The sequence below is a fragment of the Achromobacter spanius genome (assembly GCF_002812705.1).
Classification (GTDB): Bacteria; Pseudomonadota; Gammaproteobacteria; order Burkholderiales; family Burkholderiaceae_B; genus Achromobacter; species Achromobacter spanius.
Genome location: NZ_CP025030.1, coordinates 1256323 through 1273930, shown reverse-complemented (window position 1 = coordinate 1273930; position 17608 = coordinate 1256323). Strand labels below are relative to the sequence as shown.

Annotated in this window: 16 protein-coding genes; 6 read left to right on the top strand and 10 right to left on the bottom strand. The window is 64.6% G+C overall.

The features are described 5' to 3' along the window. Nucleotides 1–28 precede the first annotated feature (28 nt). On the top strand, nt 29–2656 hold the full coding sequence (locus CVS48_RS05720) for a GDYXXLXY domain-containing protein (RefSeq protein ID WP_100853633.1): 2628 nt from the start codon (nt 29–31) through the stop codon (nt 2654–2656). An 11-nt stretch (nt 2657–2667) separates the two neighbouring features. Here CVS48_RS05720 and gluQRS read toward each other — a convergent pair whose 3' ends face one another. The 4 genes from gluQRS to CVS48_RS05700 all read right to left on the bottom strand — a co-directional run bounded on the left by gluQRS (nt 2668) and on the right by CVS48_RS05700 (nt 7412). Continuing rightward, entirely contained in the window at nt 2668–3558 is an 891-nt protein-coding gene (gene gluQRS, locus CVS48_RS05715; RefSeq protein WP_100853632.1) for a tRNA glutamyl-Q(34) synthetase GluQRS, read from the bottom strand. 27 nt (nt 3559–3585) lie between these two features. Beyond that, nucleotides 3586–4044, bottom strand: a complete 459-nt coding sequence (locus tag CVS48_RS05710) for a Smg family protein (protein ID WP_050447430.1) — start codon at nt 4042–4044, stop codon at nt 3586–3588. 260 nt (nt 4045–4304) lie between these two features. Continuing rightward, nucleotides 4305–6329, bottom strand: coding sequence for a TRAP transporter permease (locus CVS48_RS05705; protein WP_100853631.1), 2025 nt, complete (start codon nt 6327–6329; stop codon nt 4305–4307). 120 nt (nt 6330–6449) lie between these two features. Next, nucleotides 6450–7412, bottom strand: coding sequence for a TAXI family TRAP transporter solute-binding subunit (locus CVS48_RS05700; RefSeq protein ID WP_100853630.1), 963 nt, complete (start codon nt 7410–7412; stop codon nt 6450–6452). 289 nt (nt 7413–7701) lie between these two features. Here CVS48_RS05700 and CVS48_RS05695 point away from each other — a divergent pair, with 289 nt between their 5' ends. Continuing rightward, nucleotides 7702–8841, top strand: coding sequence for a DSD1 family PLP-dependent enzyme (locus CVS48_RS05695; RefSeq protein ID WP_100853629.1), 1140 nt, complete (start codon nt 7702–7704; stop codon nt 8839–8841). Between the two features lie 84 nt (nt 8842–8925). Here the strand turns inward: CVS48_RS05695 and CVS48_RS05690 are convergent, their stop codons facing one another. From CVS48_RS05690 to CVS48_RS05675, 4 genes are read right to left on the bottom strand one after another with little or no spacing between them, the layout of a single operon-like run. Further along, complete coding sequence (locus CVS48_RS05690) at nt 8926–9657, bottom strand: amino acid ABC transporter ATP-binding protein (RefSeq protein WP_050447434.1); 732 nt, start codon at nt 9655–9657, stop codon at nt 8926–8928. Continuing rightward, nucleotides 9638–10294 carry an amino acid ABC transporter permease gene (locus tag CVS48_RS05685; RefSeq protein ID WP_100853628.1) on the bottom strand — a complete coding sequence of 219 codons (657 nt, stop codon included), beginning with the start codon at nt 10292–10294 and terminating at the stop codon, nt 9638–9640. The genes CVS48_RS05690 and CVS48_RS05685 overlap by 20 nt, the downstream gene beginning before the upstream one ends. Then, nucleotides 10291–10959: an amino acid ABC transporter permease gene (locus tag CVS48_RS05680; protein WP_100853627.1), complete on the bottom strand. Its 669-nt coding sequence runs from the start codon at nt 10957–10959 to the stop codon at nt 10291–10293. The genes CVS48_RS05685 and CVS48_RS05680 overlap by 4 nt, the downstream gene beginning before the upstream one ends. 18 nt (nt 10960–10977) lie before the next feature. Then, nucleotides 10978–11760 carry a transporter substrate-binding domain-containing protein gene (locus CVS48_RS05675; RefSeq protein ID WP_100853626.1) on the bottom strand — a complete coding sequence of 261 codons (783 nt, stop codon included), beginning with the start codon at nt 11758–11760 and terminating at the stop codon, nt 10978–10980. A gap of 382 nt (nt 11761–12142) precedes the next feature. Here CVS48_RS05675 and CVS48_RS05670 point away from each other — a divergent pair, with 382 nt between their 5' ends. Next, complete coding sequence (locus CVS48_RS05670) at nt 12143–13552, top strand: MFS transporter (RefSeq protein WP_100853625.1); 1410 nt, start codon at nt 12143–12145, stop codon at nt 13550–13552. Nucleotides 13553–13671: 119 nt separating this feature from the next. Here the strand turns inward: CVS48_RS05670 and CVS48_RS05665 are convergent, their stop codons facing one another. Then, the gene (locus CVS48_RS05665; RefSeq protein ID WP_100853624.1) at nt 13672–14637 is read right to left on the bottom strand and encodes a Bug family tripartite tricarboxylate transporter substrate binding protein; all 966 of its coding nucleotides are present in this window, start codon (nt 14635–14637) and stop codon (nt 13672–13674) included. 220 nt (nt 14638–14857) lie between these two features. Between CVS48_RS05665 and CVS48_RS05660 the strand changes: the two genes are divergently transcribed. The 3 genes from CVS48_RS05660 (at nt 14858) to CVS48_RS05650 (ending at nt 17331) form a co-directional block, all read left to right on the top strand. Beyond that, nucleotides 14858–16051, top strand: a complete 1194-nt coding sequence (locus tag CVS48_RS05660; RefSeq protein WP_100853623.1) for an acetylornithine transaminase — start codon at nt 14858–14860, stop codon at nt 16049–16051. Nucleotides 16052–16288: 237 nt separating this feature from the next. Next, a complete protein-coding gene (locus CVS48_RS05655; protein ID WP_100853622.1) occupies nt 16289–16750 on the top strand; it encodes a mobile mystery protein A in 462 nt (153 codons plus the stop codon). Next, nucleotides 16741–17331: a mobile mystery protein B gene (locus CVS48_RS05650; protein WP_100853621.1), complete on the top strand. Its 591-nt coding sequence runs from the start codon at nt 16741–16743 to the stop codon at nt 17329–17331. Before CVS48_RS05655 ends, CVS48_RS05650 begins: the two co-directional genes overlap by 10 nt. Here CVS48_RS05650 and CVS48_RS05645 read toward each other — a convergent pair. Further along, entirely contained in the window at nt 17301–17591 is a 291-nt protein-coding gene (locus tag CVS48_RS05645; protein ID WP_100853620.1) for an HD domain-containing protein, read from the bottom strand. The two genes, CVS48_RS05650 and CVS48_RS05645, sit on opposite strands and share 31 nt — an antisense overlap. Between the last annotated feature and the right edge of the window lie 17 nt (nt 17592–17608).

The following is a 17608-nucleotide window of genomic DNA, read 5'->3' as shown; positions in this document are numbered from 1 at the left end:
GCGGATAATAAGATCGGAGATTCGCCAGATGCAAGTCGGCACTGAAAGGCAAGCGGGATCCGAACTGCACGCTTGGCGTCAATTCCTGGCGCGAAGCACCTTGTGGCTAGGCGTTTTGCTGCTGGGCAGCGCTGCGATTTGCTGGGTCGCCGCCAACTGGCAGGACATGACAAAAGTGCAACGCTTTGCCGGCACGCAAGGCTTGCTGGCCATTTCTGCGCTGGCTGCTGCCTGGGCCGGATTGCGCCTGCGCGGCAAGCCTGGCGTACGGCGCAGCGTCCCCGGCGCGCTTTTGGCTTTGGCCGGCATCTTGCTGGGCGCCTTGCTCGCGTTATTGGGTCAAACTTACCAGACTGGCGCCGATACCTGGGAATTGTTCGCCTGGTGGGCGGTTCTGCTGCTGCCCTGGGCGCTGGCATCGGCCAGCCAGGCTGTGTGGCTATTGTGGGCCCTGGTGCTGAATATGGCGGTTGCCCTGTGGCTGGGCGAGCGCGTCTTCACCTGGTACGCCCTCCTTGACGGCGCGGGCCTGCCCAACCTGATCATGGCGGCGCTGAACCTGACTTTGCTACTGGGCTGGGAACTGGCGGCACGCCGCTGGCGCGCCAGCACGATGATCGGCCCGCGCGTGCTGGCGGCCATCGCCATCAGCGCCTTGGTGCTGTCGCTGATGTTCGGCGACTTCATCGTGCGCGGCGTGGGGTCGCTGAACGGCATCGCCTGGCTGGCGGCAACCTTGGGGCTGGGCTTTTACTATCAGCGCGGCCGGCTGGACCTGGTCATTCTGGCCATGCTGGCCGCCGGCGTCATCTGCGTGTCGCTGCGGGTGGTGGGCGAATGGCTGCTGCGGCTGGAGCCCGGCGTGTGGGCCGCCCTGCCCCTGGCCGCCTTGCTGATGGCCGAAGCGGTGCTGGCGGCGCGCTGGTTGCGCAGGCTGGCGGCGCAGCCCCAGGCTGCCGTGGCCGCCGCGGATGCCGAACCGGCCGCGGCCTCGGCGGGCAATGCCGTCGAGCCGGGCGATTCCGGCGCCGCCGTGGCGCAACTGGCGCCCGTTGCCACGCCGCATGCCGAACCCCCCTGGTATGTGCAATGTCTGCTGGGCCTGAGCGCCTGGCTGGCGACCTTGCTGCTGCTGGTGTTCGTGGCGTTCTCGGGCATCGTGACGTCGGACGAAGGCGCGCTGATCGCCGGGCTGGTGTTGTGCGGGGCGGGCGTGGCGGTGCTGCGCAGCGACGCCGGGCCGTTCTGGCGGCAATGCGGCACGGCGATGGCTTTTACGGGCCAGATCCTCATCATCTACGGCTTGTCCAGCTCGACCTCGTTCACCAGCGCCTGCTTCTTTGTGCTGCTGCTGGCGGCGGTGATCTACGCGCTGGGGCCTGACGTCATCCTGCGTTTTCTGTCGGGCCTGATGATCGCGGCGGCAGGCGCCGCCTTGATCTGGCGCGGCTTGTCGCCGGAGTTGATGCGGGACGACCTGCTGGACGCCTGGCTTTATTTCGACGCGGGACGCGCCGGCTTTGTCTGGCTGCCGATCGCCGTGATCGGCGCCTGGGCTACCGCCGTCATCCTGACCTGGAGCCACCACGTGGGCGGCAAGCGCGGTCATGCGCTGGAGCCGCTGGCCTGGGCCTTCCTGCTGTCCGTGCAAGGCATGGTGTGGCTGGCGGGCGGCATTTCGGCCCTGCATCTGCCCGCCATGTGGCAACTGAACCCCCAGGGCGCCTTGCTGCTCGTGGCGGGCGCGCTGCTGCCGGCGGCGGCGGCAATGGCGGTGCTATGGCCACGCCGCCATGTGCTGACGGCTGGCGTGACCTGGGGCGTGCCGATCGCCCTGCTTGTCCTGGCGCTGTTCTGGCTACCCAGCCCGGGCGTGGGCTTTGCGCTGGCCTGGCTGTTGCTGGGCTTTGGGCTGAACCAATTGCGCCTGGTCATTTTTGGGGTCTTGAGCCTGCTGGCCTATCTGGGCGTCTATTACTACCAGTTGGACGTCCCCTTGCTGCAAAAGGCACTGTGGCTGGGCGGCGGGGCGCTGCTGTTGTTCGTGCTGCGTGGCCTGGTGTGGCTGGTGCCCAGGCTGATGCGCACGCAAGCGCCCCAACGGCGCGTGCCGCTGCCGCCGGTGTCGGCGCAGTTGCGCTGGCGCACGCTGGCCATCCTGGGCGGCCTGGCGCTGGTGCTGGTGGTGGCCAACGGCGGCATCTGGCAGCGCGAGAAGCTGCTGGCCACGGGCAAGGTGGTGATTCTGGAATTGGCGCCGGTGGACCCCCGGTCGCTGATGCAGGGCGACTACATGGCGCTGAACTTCGCGGCCAGCCGGGATATCACGCGCCTGCGGCTAAGCGCCGATCGCACGGCGGACGATGACGTCGTCCTGGGTTTCGAGCCTGACGGCTATGTGATGCTGCAAGCCGATGCACGTGGGGTTGCCACGCCCTTGCGCATCCAGCCCAACGCGCAGCCGCATGCGGCGGACGAAGTGCCGTTGCGCTATCGCCTGCGCGACCGGGGCGTGCGCATTGTGACCAATGCGTATTTCTTTCCGGAAGGCCAGGCCAAGCGCTATGAGGTTGCGCGTTATGGCGAACTGCGCGTGGCCGAGAACGGCGAAGCCTTGCTGGTGCGAATGCTGGGCGAGGACTTGCAGCCGCTGTAGTGGATCAGCGGCTAAGGCAGCGGAAAGCGCCGCGCCCACTGCGCGGTGGCCGTCCGAAGAAAGTCGGCACGGTCCGGCGCGGCAATGGGGTCGAACCCCAGCGCACGCCAGGCGTCGGCCAGGGCGGCCCGCGCGGCCATCGGCGTATCGATGTCGATGGCGGCGGCGCCATTCTGCTTGGACAGCTTCAGCCCGCTGGCGGCGTCCAGGATCAACGGCACATGCAGATAGCGCAGCGGCGGCAAGCCCAGCAGGCGGCCCAGCACGCGCTGGCGCGCCGTGGAACTGAGCAAGTCCGCGCCACGCACCACATCGGTGACGCCCTGCTCGGCGTCGTCCACCACCACCGCCAGCTGATACGCCCACAAGCCGTCCGCGCGCCGCAAGGCGAAGTCGCCGACAGCGGTTGCCACGTCCTGCTCCTGCGGACCCAGCCAGCGGTCTTCAAAGCGTTCGATGCCGTCGGGCACGCGCAAGCGCCAGGCGCGCGCTTGCCGGCCGGGCGGCAAGCCGTGACGGCAGGTGCCTGGGTAGGGTCGCTCGCCGTCGGCGCCCGGCGCGGTCTGGCCGCGCAGTGCGGAATCGGCGATTTCGCGCCGCGTGCAGCCGCAGCCGTAGATCAGGCCACGTGCGGCCAGGGCGTCAAAAGCGGATTGGTAAGCGGCGTTGCGTTGCGACTGCCACATGACGTCGCCGTCCCAATGCAGGCCCAACGCGTTCAACTGCGCCATGATGGTGTCGGCGGCGCCCGCGACGGTGCGGGGCGTATCCACGTCTTCCATGCGCAGCAGCCAGCGCCCGCCGTGGGCGCGCGCGTCCAGCCAACTGGCCAGCGCGGCCACAAGCGAACCCGCGTGCAGCGGGCCGCTAGGGCTGGGGGCGAATCGGCCTACGTAGGTCACAGCAAAAGCAAGGGCCTGCGCGTCGGGTCAGTGCAACAGCCGCACGCCTTCTTCGTCCAGCAGCTCTTCCAGGACCAGGTTGTCGATCTCGGCTTCCTGGCTCCAGAGAACCATGAGGGCAATGATCTTGATCTTGGAAAGCGGCACGGGCGTTTCGGGCGAAGCCAGGCCTCGGTCGATGACGATCTCACGCAGGGGCGCCGGCAGCACGCCGGCCGATTCCAGGAAGGCGATGAAGCCGATGGATTCGGTGCCGAGCTGGCTGTATTCGTTGTCGGTGTAGATCCGGGTTCCGGTGTTGGGCGCCTGAGCGAGGTCGACACATCGTTCGGTTGTCTCGGCCAGGCCATACAGCCAACCGAGAGCGTCGTCGATGTCTTCGTGCTCGAAACCGGCAGCGGCAAGCCGCTTAGCGAGCACATCGGCCGCAGGACAGGCTTGCGGCGTGTAGTAATTCTCGAACAGATAAACCAGGATATCGAACATATGGCGCAGTTTGTGCCTGTTTGCACAGTCGGCCCGCATATCGGCAGACCAGCAAACATGAATTTTACTTTACGCTGATTTATTTAGCCGGGCAACCGGCGAAAAGGCGGAATGTTGTATGACGTCACCCTGTCGTTTGACGGCCCCCATTCTGCCCTTATTTGCTGACAAAATGCGTGATTGGCCGAAAGAAAAACAGGGGCGGACACCTAAGTCCGCCCCTGTTTTATCTCTTGCCAGATTGCTTTTGGCGTGCCGCGCTAGGCCGCCTTGGCTGCATTCTCCAGCTTCAGTCCGGCAAGCTGGCGGATGAACACCGGGATGCAGATGGCCAGCCCGATCAAGCCGCTAGCCACGCCCGGCACGATCGTCAGCAACGCTCCCACCGTGCACACCCACCGTTCCCAGCTCTTCATGCCGACCAGCATGTAGCGCGAGAACGCGGCCGACAGCAGCACCAGGCCCACCATGCAACCGATCAGCGTCACGAAGAAGTCGTACCAGGTAAAGCCCTGCACCGAAATCAGCAGCGATGGCGAAAACACGAACACGAACGGCACGATCAGCTTGGTGATGCCCAGCCTGAACGCCGTGTTGCCGGTCTTGAACGGGTCGCTGCCCGCCATGCCGGCCGCCGCATAGGCGGCGAGTGCCACCGGTGGCGTGATGTCTGCCAGGATGCCGAAATAGAACACGAAGAAGTGCGCCGCGATCGGCTGCACGCCCAACTGCACAAGGGTGGGGGCGGCCACCGCCACCATGATCAGGTAGTTGGCCGTGGTGGGAATGCCGCAGCCCATCAGGATGCAGACGATGCCCGTCATGATCAGCGCGGCCACCAGCGTCAGCGATTGCGTGTTGGCGATGGCTTCCGGGATCACCACCGATGCCACGCCCGCGATGGACTGCGCCGCCGAGATCACGATGTACGACACCTTGAAGCCCACGCCGGTCAGCGTGACCACGCCGATGACGATGCCCACGGTGCCGGCGGCGGCGCCTACGGCCAGCGCGTACTTGGCGCCGGTCTCGAAGGCTTCGTACAGGTCGCGCAGGCGCAAGCGCTGATACGGATTCAGCAAGCCCACCAGGATGCAGCCCGTAATGCCCGCGAACGCCGCCAGATAAGGCGTGCGGCCGCTGGCCAGCACGCCGATCAGCAGGACCAGCGGGATCAACGTAGGCCAGCGCATCTTGATCGACTGCTTCAGCTTCGGCATTTCTTCGGGCGTCAGGCCGCGCAGCCCTTCACGCTTGGCCTCGAAGTGCACCTGCATGAACAGGCCGAAGAAGTACAGGAAGGCCGGGAAAACGCCGGCAATCGCAATCTGCTGGTACGGAATGCCCAGGAACTCGATCATCAGGAACGCGGCCGCGCCCATGATGGGGGGCGTGATCTGTCCGCCCGTGCTGCTGGCGGCTTCGACGCCCGCCGCGAAGTGCCGGGGGTAGCCGACGCGGATCATGGCGGGAATGGTCAGCGACCCGACCGTGACCGCGTTGGCCACTGACGAACCCGACAGCATGCCGAACATGGCCGAGCCGAACACCGACACCTTGGCGGGTCCGCCCGCGTAGCGCCCGGCAACGGTCGAGGCCACGTCCAGGAACAACTGGCCCAAGCCGATACGGGTGGCCAGCACGCCGAACAGCACGAAGTGGAACACGTAGGTGGCCACCACGCCGACCGCCACGCCATACACGCCCTGGCTGGTCAGGTACATGTGGTTGACGATCTGGGACCAGGTGTTGCCGGCGTGCTGCAGCAGCCCGGGGAAGTAAGGCCCGAACATGGCGTAGGCCATGAACACGATGGCGATGATCGGCAACGGCCAGCCCATGGCGCGGCGCGTGGCTTCCAACAGGCCGATCAAGAGGATCGACCCCATGAACACGTCGATGGGCAGCGGATTGCCCACGCGGAACGCCAAGTCTTCGAAGATGTACGGGATGTACATCACCGACAGCGCCAGCGCCACGGCGATGATCCAGTCATACAGCGGGATGCCGCCCGGCGCCCACCACGTGGACTTCGGCTCGCGCTGGTAGTGCGACTTTGAAAAGCCGAACACCAGGAAAATCAGGCTCAGCACAAAAGCCAGGTGCACGCCGCGATGGGTGGCTTCGCGCAAGAGGCCAAAGCCGGCGGTGTAGTAGTGAAAGATCGAGAGCGTCACCAGCAGGCCGGAAACGATCCAGGTGGCGGTCTTGTCCAGGGGCCGGAAGCGGATTTCGGAATCGTACTTTTCCGCTAGTTGCTGGGTCTTTTCGTGGTCTATTTCCATCGACGTATTTCTCAGGTGAATCCGCAAACAGGGCCGCACTAGGCGGCCCTGCGCAATGCCGGGGCGACACCGGGGTGACCCGGCGCGCCGGCGTATCGCCGTCGGGGGGACGGCTTGGGCTTACTTCAGCAGGCCGATTTCCTTGTAGAACTTCTCGGCGCCCGGGTGGAACGGGATGCCGGCGCCCTTGATCGCGTTTTCGCGCGTGATGAGCTTGCCCTTGGCGTGGCCGTTGTCCAGCGTCTTGCGCGTGGCGTCGCTGTACAGCGCCTTGGTGACGTCGTACACGACCTGTTCGGACTGCTTGGCCGACGTGACCATTTGCGCGTTGACCGAGATGGTCTTCACTTCGCCCACGTTCTGATAGGTGTTGGCGGCGATGGTGTCAGGCGTGAAGAACTCCTGCTTGGCGCGCAGCGCGTCAATTTCCGGGCCGACCAGCGGCACGATTTCGATACCGCCGCCGCTGGAGGCCAGTTCGGCGATGGCGCCGGCCGGTGCCCCGCCCACGAAGAAGAACGCATCCAGGCCGCCGTCCTTGAGCTTGTCGCCGGCTTGGTTGGGCTTCAGGTATTCGGCCTTGATGTCCTTGTCGGTCATGCCGTAGGCGCCCAGGATCAGGCGCACGTCAACCAGCGTGCCCGAGCCCGGTTCGTCCATCGACACGCGCTTGCCCTTCAGGTCGGCCACGCTCTTGATGCCCGCGCCCTTGCGCGTCACCAGGTGGATGCTTTCCGGGTACAGGGTTGCGATCAGGCGCAGGTCTTGCGCCTTGGGCTTGCCTTCGAAGGTGCCGGTGCCGCTGTAGGCCCAGAACGCTACGTCCGACTGCGTGAAGCCGGCTTCGAACGAGCCGCCCAGGATGCCGTTGATGTTGGCCACCGAACCGTTGGAAGCCACCGCCGTGGCGACGAGCTTGCCCGGCTGCGACACGGCGTTGGCGATGATGCCGCCGATGGGGTAGTACGTGCCGGCCGTGCCGCCCGTGCCAATGCGGAAGAACTGCTGGGCCTGTGCGGTACCCACGGTGCCGACCGCGGCAACCGCGACGGTCAGGGCGGTGATCCAGTGTTTGAGTTTCATGCGTGCTTCTCCGGGTGTTGTTGGGTAGGGTTCGTGTGACGAAAATCGTCTTGTCATTCCTGCATCGGGCGGTTCAGGAAAAGCGCCGCCACGGCGCAAAAATGGGCCTCCCCTTGGGGGCCGTTTTCATGTTGAAATTCTGGCATGCGGGGCATGCGTAGCCAATGGTTACGGAGCTATCGTTTACCTGGGGGTCAATGAACCCTTTGGTTATGGATGGTCGTCCTTTGGTTATGGCGTCCTGCCCCACGGTTACATCCCACGCGCTGTAGATAACGGAGTTACCCCGATGTCCCAGGAAGTCATACGCGGCATAGCGCTGCCCCCGGCCGCGCAACCCGGCGATCCCTTGGCCCGCGTCGACACCCCCAGCCTGGTGCTGGATCTGGCGCCGTTCGAGGCCAACCTGCGCGCCATGCAGGCCTGGGCCGACCGTCACGACGTCGCATTGCGCCCGCACGCCAAGGCGCACAAATGCCCCGAGATCGCCCTGCGCCAACTGGCCCTGGGCGCGCGCGGCATCTGCTGCCAGAAAGTCAGCGAAGCCCTGCCCTTCGTGGCCGCCGGCATCCATGACATCCACATCAGCAACGAAGTGGTCGGGCTGCCCAAGCTGGCCTTGCTGGGTCAACTGGCGCGCATCGCCAAGATGAGCGTTTGCGTGGACAACGCAAAGAACTTGGCGGACATTTCCCAAGCCATGGTGCATGCCGGGGCCGAGATCGACGTGCTGGTGGAAGTTGACGTCGGGCAAGGCCGCTGCGGCGTGTCGGACGACGCCTTGGTGCTGGCCCTGGCGCAGCAGGCGCGCGACCTGCCTGGCGTGAATTTCGTGGGCTTGCAGGCCTACCACGGCTCGGTGCAACACGCCCGCACGCGCGAAGAACGCGCCCAGGTGTGTCGGCAGGCGGCGCGCATTGCGGCGTCCTACGCGCAACTGCTGCGGGAAAGCGGCATCGCCTGCGACGTCATCACGGGCGGCGGCACGGGCAGCGCGGAATTCGACGCGGCAAGCGGCGTCTACACGGAACTGCAAGCGGGGTCCTATGCTTTCATGGACGGCGACTACGGCGCCAATGAGTGGGACGGCCCGCTCCGCTTCCAGAACAGCCTGTTCGTGCTGTCCACCGTGATGAGCGTGCCCGCGCCCGAGCGCGTGATCCTGGACGCGGGCCTGAAATCCACCACCGCCGAATGCGGTCCGCCCGCGGTCTTCGGCGTGGACGGCCTGACCTATGCCGCCATCAACGACGAGCACGGCGTGGTGAGCGTGGCGCCCGGCGCGCAGGCGCCCGCGCTGGGTGATGTGTTGCGTCTGGTGCCCTCGCATGTGGACCCGACCTTCAACCTGCATGACGGCTTGGTGGTGGTGCGCGACGGCGTGGTGCAAGACATCTGGGAGATCGCGGCGCGCGGCTTTTCGCGCTGATCGCCGCCGGACATCGTTCGACGTTCAGCGCTTAAAGTTCGGGGTTCAGCGTTCAGCGCTCAACGATCAACGCCGCACGACTGATCAAAGGTTCGTCATCCCCAGGAATTGGCGCAATTCGGGGGTGGCGGGCGCCGTGAACAATTCCTCCGGCGGGCCAATCTCATGCACGCGACCCTGATGCATGAAGACGACGCGGTTGCACACTTCGCGCGCAAAACGCATTTCGTGCGTGACCATCAGCAGCGTCATGCCATCGGCGGCCAGTTCGCGCACCACCGCCAGCACTTCGTTGACCAGTTCCGGGTCCAGCGCCGACGTGATCTCGTCGCACAGCAAGGCCAAGGGCTGCATCGCCAGCGCGCGGGCAATCGCCACGCGCTGCTGCTGCCCGCCCGACAGTTCCTCGGGCCACGCATCGAACTTGTGCGCCAGCCCCACGCGCGTCAGCATGGCGCGCGCCATGTCGGCCGCTTCCGCCTCCGGCATGCGCTTGGCCACCATGGGCGACAGCATCACGTTGCGCCCCACCGTCAGGTGCGGGAACAGGTTGAATTGCTGAAAGATCATGCCCACCTTGAGCCGCAGCGCGCGCAGCCGCAGTTCATCGTCGCCCAGTTGCGCGTCGGCCACCATGATGGCGCCGCCGTCAATCTGTTCCAGCCCGTTCACGCAGCGCAAAAGCGTGCTCTTGCCCGAGCCGCTCTTGCCGATGATGGCGATGACCTCACCGGGTTCGACGCGCAGCGTCACCCCCTTCAGGACTTCGTTGTCGCCGAATTTCTTGCGGACGTCTTCAAGGGCGATGAGGGGCATGCAACTTCCTTTCCAGCCGGAGGCTGAGGCGCGACAGGGGCCAGCACAGCGCGAAGTAGATCAGCGCGGCGCAGGCATAGACGGTGAAGGGACTGAACGTGGCGTTGGTGATCACCGTGCTGGCCTTGGACAGCTCTGTGAACCCGATGATGGAGGTCAGCGCGGTGCTCTTGACGATCTGCACGGCGAAGCCGACGGTGGGCGCAATGGCAATGCGCAGCGCCTGCGGCAGCACCACGTAGCGCATCTGCTGCACGTAGCCCAGCGCCAGGCTGGCGGACGCTTCCCACTGGCCTTTCGGAATCGCTTCCACGCAGCCGCGCCAGATCTCGGCCAGGAACGCGCCCGACCACAGCGTCAGCGCCGCGCCCGCGGCCAGCCACGGCGGCACTTCCAGGCCCAGCAACGACAGGCCGAAGAACGCCAGGAACAGTTGCATCAGCAGCGGCGTGCCCTGGAACAGTTCGATGTACGCCCAACTGGCTCGCCGCATCAGCGCCACGCGAGACGTGCGCATCATCAGCGCCAGCACGCCCATCAGCGCGCCGCCCGCGAACGCCACCAGCGACAGCACCACCGTCCAGCGCGCGGCCAACAGCAGGTTGCGGACGATGTCCCACATTGAAAATTCAATCATCGCGCCGCCTTGCGAAACAGACGCCGGCCCGTCATGCGCAGCAATTGGCGCAAGACGATGGCCAGGGCCAGATAGATGCCGGTGGTAACCAGGTACACCTCGAACGCGCGGAAGTTGCGCGACTGGATGAAGTTGGCGGCAAAGGTCAGGTCTTCAGCCGCAATCTGCGAACACACCGCCGAGCCCAGCATCACGATCACGATCTGCGACGACAGTGCGGGCCAGATGCGTTGCAACGCGGGTTTCAGCACCACGTGCCGGAACACCTGAAAGCGCGTCATCGCCAGGCTGGCGCCGGCCTCGTACTGCCCTTTGGGGGTGGCATCGATACCGGCGCGGATGATCTCGGTGCTGTAGGCGCCCAGGTTCAAGGCCATCGCCAGGCAGGCGGCCTGCATTTCGCCCAGTTGTATGCCCAGCGACGGCAAGCCGAAGAAGACGAAGAACAACTGGATCAGGAACGGCGTGTTGCGGATGACCTCGACATAGGCCGTCACGGGGGCGCGCAGCGCGCGCGGCCCCTGCGTGCGGACCCAGGCGCAGGCGATGCCCAGCGCCACGCCCGCCACCGCGCCGAAGGCAATCAGTTCGATCGTGACGCCGATGCCCTTGATGAGCACCGGCGTGTAGTCGAACACCGACGCGAAGTCGTATTGATAAGCCATGATGGCCGCCTTCCGGACTTACAGGTCCTTGGGCAGCTCGGCCCCCAGCCACTTCTGCGAGATCGCCGACAGCGAGCCGTCGCGCTTGGCGGCGGCCAGGATGTCGTTGACCTTGGCGCGCAGCTTGGGCTCGTCCTTGTTCATGCCGATGTAGCAAGGCGAGTTCTTGATCAGGAATTTCGTTTCGGGCTTCTTGGCCGGGTTGCGCGCCAGAATGGCGGCGGCAACCACGTTGCCGGTGGCGATCATCGGCACCTGGCCTGACAGGAAGGCCGTGATGGTGCCGTTGTTGTCTTCATAGCGCTTGAGGGTGGCGGTTGCCGGCGCAATCTTCGACAGCTCGATATCTTCCACCGCGCCGCGCGTGACACCGATGGTCTTGCCGGCCAGGTCGGCCGCGGACGATACCTTCAGGTCCGCCGGACCAAACACGCCATTGAAGAACGGCGCATAGGCATCCGAAAAGTCGATGGCCTTCTCGCGTTCCGCATTCTTGCCCAGGCTGGAGATCACCAGATCCACCTTGCGGGTCTGCAAGTACGGCACACGGTTGGCGCTGGTGACCGGCACCAGCTCCAGCTTCACGCCCAGTTGCTTGGCGATCAGTGCTGCCGTATCGATGTCATAGCCCAGCGGCTTCATGTCGGCGCCCACCGAACCGAAGGGCGGGAAATCCTGCGGCACGGCGATCTTGATGGTGCCGGCTTTGACGATATCGTCCAGCGTGTCGGCATGCGTCAGCGGCGCGGCCAGCAGGCTGGCGGCGGTGCAAAGGGACAACAACAGGGTTCTGCGGTTCATGAGGGGACTCTCCAGGGCGCGCGTCGCCCAGGGCGGGTCAACGCGTTGCACACCAATTCGGTATACAAAGCTGGAAAAGCAAGTTCCGTGCCATTCCGCGCGCGCCGGGAGCGCGGCACCAAGCGCTTGGACGTTGCCCCGATGTAGTGCGCGCCATGCGCCGGATGCGGGCATGAACCGCACCAGGAAGAGGCGAACGTCGCTTCATTCAGCGGCACACCTTCGCGTGCAAAAATGCACGAAAAATATGCAGAAATGGCGGTTAGCAAACAACATTGAGGGTGTCATGATGCCGCTCAATCGTCGATGCCGACATCGACCGCGCCGCCCGTGGACGCACTATTTCTCGAACTTCGGGCGGTCTGGTCTGGAACCTCTAGCCATGAATAACCAAGCTTTGCCCGTGGTGGTCTATGCCCCTGACTCGCGCCGTTGGCTTGCCTTGCTTGTCCTCCTGACCGGCACCCTCTTGCCGCCCCTGGATTTCTTCATCGTCAACGTAGCGCTGCCTGCGATCCGCGTGGGCCTGCAAGCCACGTCGGATGTCTCGCAACTGGTGATCTCGGTCTATGCCGCGTCCTATGCTGTCACGTTGATCCTGGGCGGGCGCTTGGGCGATCTCTATGGCCGAAAGCGCGTGTTCGTGAGCGGCATGCTTGGTTTTGGCGTCGCTTCGGCGTTGTGCGGCCTGGCGCCATCGCCGGACCTGCTTATTGTCGGCCGCTTGCTGCAAGGGATATCGGCGGCGATCATGGCGCCGCAATCATTGGCGTCCATACACGCCCTCTTTCCGGCCAGCGAAAAGAACCGCGCGCTAAGTCTCTATGGCGCGACATTCGGCTTGGCTTCCGTGGGCGGTCAATTGCTGGGCGGCGTGCTGGTGTCGACCAGCCCATGGGGACTGGGTTGGCGTAGCGTTTTTCTGATCAACCTTCCCATCATCGTGCTTGCCGTTCCCGCAGCGCTGTTGTTGCTGCGTGAAAGCCGAGCCGAGCGTTCGGCGCGTTTGGACGTGCCCGGGGCGCTGTTGCTGGCGGCTGGCTTGCTGGCGTTTGTGGTGCCGCTTATCGAAGGGCGCGAGCGTCACTGGCCAGTATGGTGCGTGGCGCTGCTGATCTTGAGCATGCCCTTGCTGTGGCTCTTCTGGCGCTACGAAAAAGCACAGGAACTTGCGGGCCGAACGCCCTTGGTCCTGCCCTCGCTGTTGGTCGGGCGCGGGCTGCGGCGCAGCCTGGCATCCACGTTCTTCTTCTATGCGCTAGCCGCGTTCTTCTTCGTGTTCGCGGTGTACGAGCAGAGCGGCCTGGGACACGATGCCCTGACGGCCGGTCTGGCGGTCCTGCCGCTTGGTATCGGCTTCTTCCTTGGGCCGCTGTGCAGCCCGCATATCGTCCGGCGAATAGGTTCACGTACCGCCGCAGTGGGCATGATGCTGGAGGTGTTCGGCCTGATCATGGTTGCCGCCTTGGCCGTTGCCGGTGTGGCGTCCTGGCTCCCGCTGCCCTTGTTCCTGATCGGCGCCGGGCAAGGCATTGCGCTTCCTGCACTGGTGCGCTTGAACGTGGACCAGGTCGAAACACGTTGGGCGGGTTTGGCGTCGGGCCTGGTAACCGCCACCCTGCAGATCAGCGCCGCCGTAAGCGTCGCCATGGTCGGCGGATTGTTCATCGCCATCGCGCCTGATGGCGCCAGTGCCCAGGACGTCCGACTTGGTTTTGCGGTGGCCTCGGTGGCCATCGGCGCGGCGCTTGCACTGGCCGCCGGGCTGATCTGGAAGCGTCAAGCAACGTGAAAGATCACCCGACCTTCAGCCGGCAACTTGACCTGGGTGGCTGAAGGCATCGGGAAATAAAAAAGCCGCCCCGGGATATGAACAGACCCCGGGACGGCTTCCTGGCAACGCCTGGACGCTTAGTCCACTTGCGCGCCGGACTGCTTGACCGCGCGGCCCCACTTGTCCACTTCAGCGGCAATGAACTTGCCGGTGGCCTCAGGCGTCAGCGGCATCGGCTCGGCGCCTCGGTCGCGCAGGAACTTCTGCATTTCCGGGGTGTTGAGCGCCGCGCTGATCTGCTGGCTCAGGTAGTTGGTCACCTCGGGCGGCGTGTCGCGCGGGGCCAGCACGGCGGCCCAGCCGATGGCTTCAAAACCCGGGTAGCCGGATTCCGCCACCGTCGGCACGTCCGGCAATTGCGGCAGGCGCTTGGCGGTGGTGACCGCCAGCGCCACGGCCTTCTTGCTTTGCACGTGCGGCAGGCCGGCCGTAACGGAGTCCACCATCAGCGGCACCTGGTGCCCCAGGAAGTCCGCTTGCGCCGGGCCACTGCCCTTGTACGGAATGTGGCGGATATCAATATCGGCAGCCGCCTTGAACATCTCGGCCGACAAGTGCTGCGTGCCGCCGATGCCGGCGCTGGCATACGCCAGTTCACCCGGATTGGCGCGCGCCTGGGTCACCAGTTGCTTAAGCGAGGTAATGCCCGAGGCCGGCGTGGCCAGGAACATCAGTGGCACCGAAAACACGCCCGAGACCGGCGCGAAATCCTGCGTCAGGCTGTACTTGATGTTCTTGTAGAGCGTCTGGTTGACCGCTGCCGCGCTGCCCGCGATGACCAGCGTGTAGCCGTCCGGCGTGGCGCGGGCGGCCTGCTCCATGCCGATGTTGCTGCCGGCGCCCGCGCGGTTTTCCACCACGATCGGTTGCTTGACGGCGGCGCCCAGCTTTTCAGCCAGGGCGCGGGCAAAGATGTCGGTGGCCTGCCCGGGCGGGAAAGGCACCACCAGGCGGATGGGGCGGTCGGGAAACTCGGCGTGCGCCGTGGCGCTGGCCGCCGCCAGCGTCAGGCCAGCGGCAAGACTGGAAAGGATACGTTTCATGATTGGTCAGTAAAAAGCGACAACGGAGTGCGCGCGCAGGGCGCGCCACTGCTCATAAAATAGAGCGCCCGATCAGGCGGCCCTTGTGAGGCGGCCCGGGGCGATTCGGCGGGGGGTGCGTCACGATAGCATCCCTCTGTCGGTGCTACATTTGCCTTTTCGCGCTTTCCGCCGCGAACTTCTTCCTTCACCGCTGTCCTTACCCCCCGCAGGAACCGCCATGGAATTCAGCCAGTTCAACGTCAACACCCTCATGGATATCACTTCCCGCCCGGACCTCGTGTTCGTCAGCGGCAAGGGATCCTGGCTGGAGGATCACGCGGGCAAGCGATATCTGGACTTCGTGCAGGGCTGGGCCGTGAACACGCTGGGCCACTCGGCCCCGGAAATGCAGCGCGCGCTGGTTGAACAGTCGCAAAAGCTGATGAACCCGTCGCCGGCGTTCTACAACATCCCCTCGATCGAGCTGGCCCAACGCCTGACCGGCGCGTCCTGCTTTGACCGCGTCTTCTTCGCCAACAGCGGCGGCGAAGCCAACGAAGGCGCCATCAAGCTGGCGCGCAAGTGGGGCCAGGTCAAGAAGAACGGCGCCTACAAGATCATCACCATGAACCACGGCTTCCACGGCCGCACGCTGGCCACGATGTCCGCATCGGGCAAGCCGGGCTGGGACAAGATGTTCGCCCCGCAAGTGGAAGGCTTCCCCAAGGCGGAACTGAACGACCTGGAATCCGTGAAAAAGCTGATCGACGACAAGACCGTCGCCATCATGCTGGAACCGGTGCAGGGCGAAGGCGGCGTCATCCCCGCTACCAAAGAGTTCATGCAAGGCCTGCGCAAGCTGGCCGACGAGAACCAACTGCTGCTGATCGTGGACGAAGTCCAGACCGGCATGGGCCGCACCGGCAAGATGTTCGCCTACCAGCATTCCGACGTCACGCCCGACATCATGACGCTGGCCAAGGGCATCGGCGGCGGCGTGCCGCTGGCCGCGCTGCTGGCCCGCCAGGACGCCTGCGTGTTCTCGCACGGCGACCAGGGCGGCACGTACAACGGCAACCCGCTGACCACCGCCGTGGGCGTGGCCGTGTTCGACACACTGGCTGCCCCGGGCTTCATGGACGCCGTCAACGCGCGTTCCAAGCAGTTGTCCGAAGGTCTGCTGGCCCTGTCGGCCAAGTACGGCATGAAGGGCGAGCGCGGCCAAGGCCTGCTGCGCGCCTTGATCATGGACCGAGACGACGGCCCCGCCATCGTCGAAGCCGCCCGCAACCAAAACCCCCAAGGCCTGCTGCTGAACGCCCCGCGCCCGAACCTGCTGCGCTTCATGCCGGCGCTGAACGTGACGGCCGAAGAAATCGACCTGATGCTGACGCAACTGGACGCGCTGATCGCGCAGGTGCGCAAGGCCTGATTGATTCAGGCAGGTAGGAAATGAGCAAGGGCCGCAGATTTGCGGCCCTTGTTTTTTGGTGGGACGGGTGTGGGAGGCGTGGGGATGAGCAGGGACCGTTCATCGTCAAACCTCCACCGTTAGCCTATAGTGCAGCAAAAGCAGCTATTTTGTTGCACTATAGGCTAACAAATTTTGCAATTATGCTGCACTATAGGCTAATATTTTTATAACTTATGAAAGCCTATAGGCTAGCAAATGTCTCCCGAACTCAACCAACTTCGCCTGGAACAACTGCAGGCGGCTCTTTCTGGTTATGCCAATCTGCTGACGCGAAAAGCGCCTGCTAGCGGTTGGCTGAAGCTGATCCGGGAATCGCTCGGCTTAAGTCAGCGGCAGCAAGCCCAACGTCTGGGCATTTCGGCACCGACCCTGCATAAATCAGAACAGGCGGAAGCCGACGAACGCATCACGCTAGGGCAACTCCGCAAGCTGGCGGACGGACTTGATTGTGAACTTGTTTATGCCCTGGTGCCGCGCAAGCCGCTCACGGATATGGTTCAAGAGCGCGCCCGCGCGGTCGCACTTGAAGAGGTTGGCGGCGTTGCGCACACCATGGGCCTCGAAGACCAACGCCCAACGGAGGGTCGACTTCGTAAACAAGTAGAGCGAAGAACCGATGAACTGCTACGGGGCCGATGGTCCGCGCTATGGCGCTAGATCTTGACTATCAAGATGGCCAGACACCACTGGACCCCGATGAACAGGCGGGCCTCATTCCGGAGCACCTTGCCACCAAGGGCGACTTGAATGACTGGGAGCAGGAAAACTTGTTGCGAGCGATGCGCTGGTTGAAACGGGCTCGCTCGCAAGATGTTCTGAGTGAAGGATTCTGCCGAACGCTCCATTCCAAAATGTTTGACCAGACCTGGACCTGGGCAGGAACGTTTCGTCAGTCAGACAAGAATATAGGTTGTGACTGGACGCAGGTGAGCACACGGTTGGCGCAACTGCTTGCCAACACACGCTGGGGAATCGAGCATGGCTCTTATCCCCCTGACGAAATCGCCGCCCGCTTTCACCGCGACCTGGTCTGGATTCACCCGTTCCCCAACGGCAACGGGCGGCATTCCCGAATGATGGCTGACGCTCTTCTACGCAGCCTGGGGCAACCGCAGTTTTCCTGGGGCGGCGCTGGAAATCTTGTGAACGCCTCCGACGCTCGGACTCGCTATCTCGACGCGCTGCGCGCAGCCGACCAGGGCGATTATCAATTGCTGCTTGCGTTTGTTCGCAGCTGAAAATGCCGCCTCACCCACCTCTCGCATTCTTCCCATAGCCGGGGCGCGCCCCTTTGGATGGCAGGCCCATACCGTGCGAGCACCTGTTCAAGAGACACGCCGCTTTCTAGGATCAGGGCATACATCGCCAGGTGCCAGGAATGCTCGGCTGAGTTTTCCTTTCTGCTGCGGTCTAGCAACGGGGATTGCCGCACGACGGTCTTGAGCCTGTCGATTTCACGTAGGAAGGCAAGCTGGCTTTCCAGGGGGCTTGGTGGCATGCGCGGCTACCCGTGAT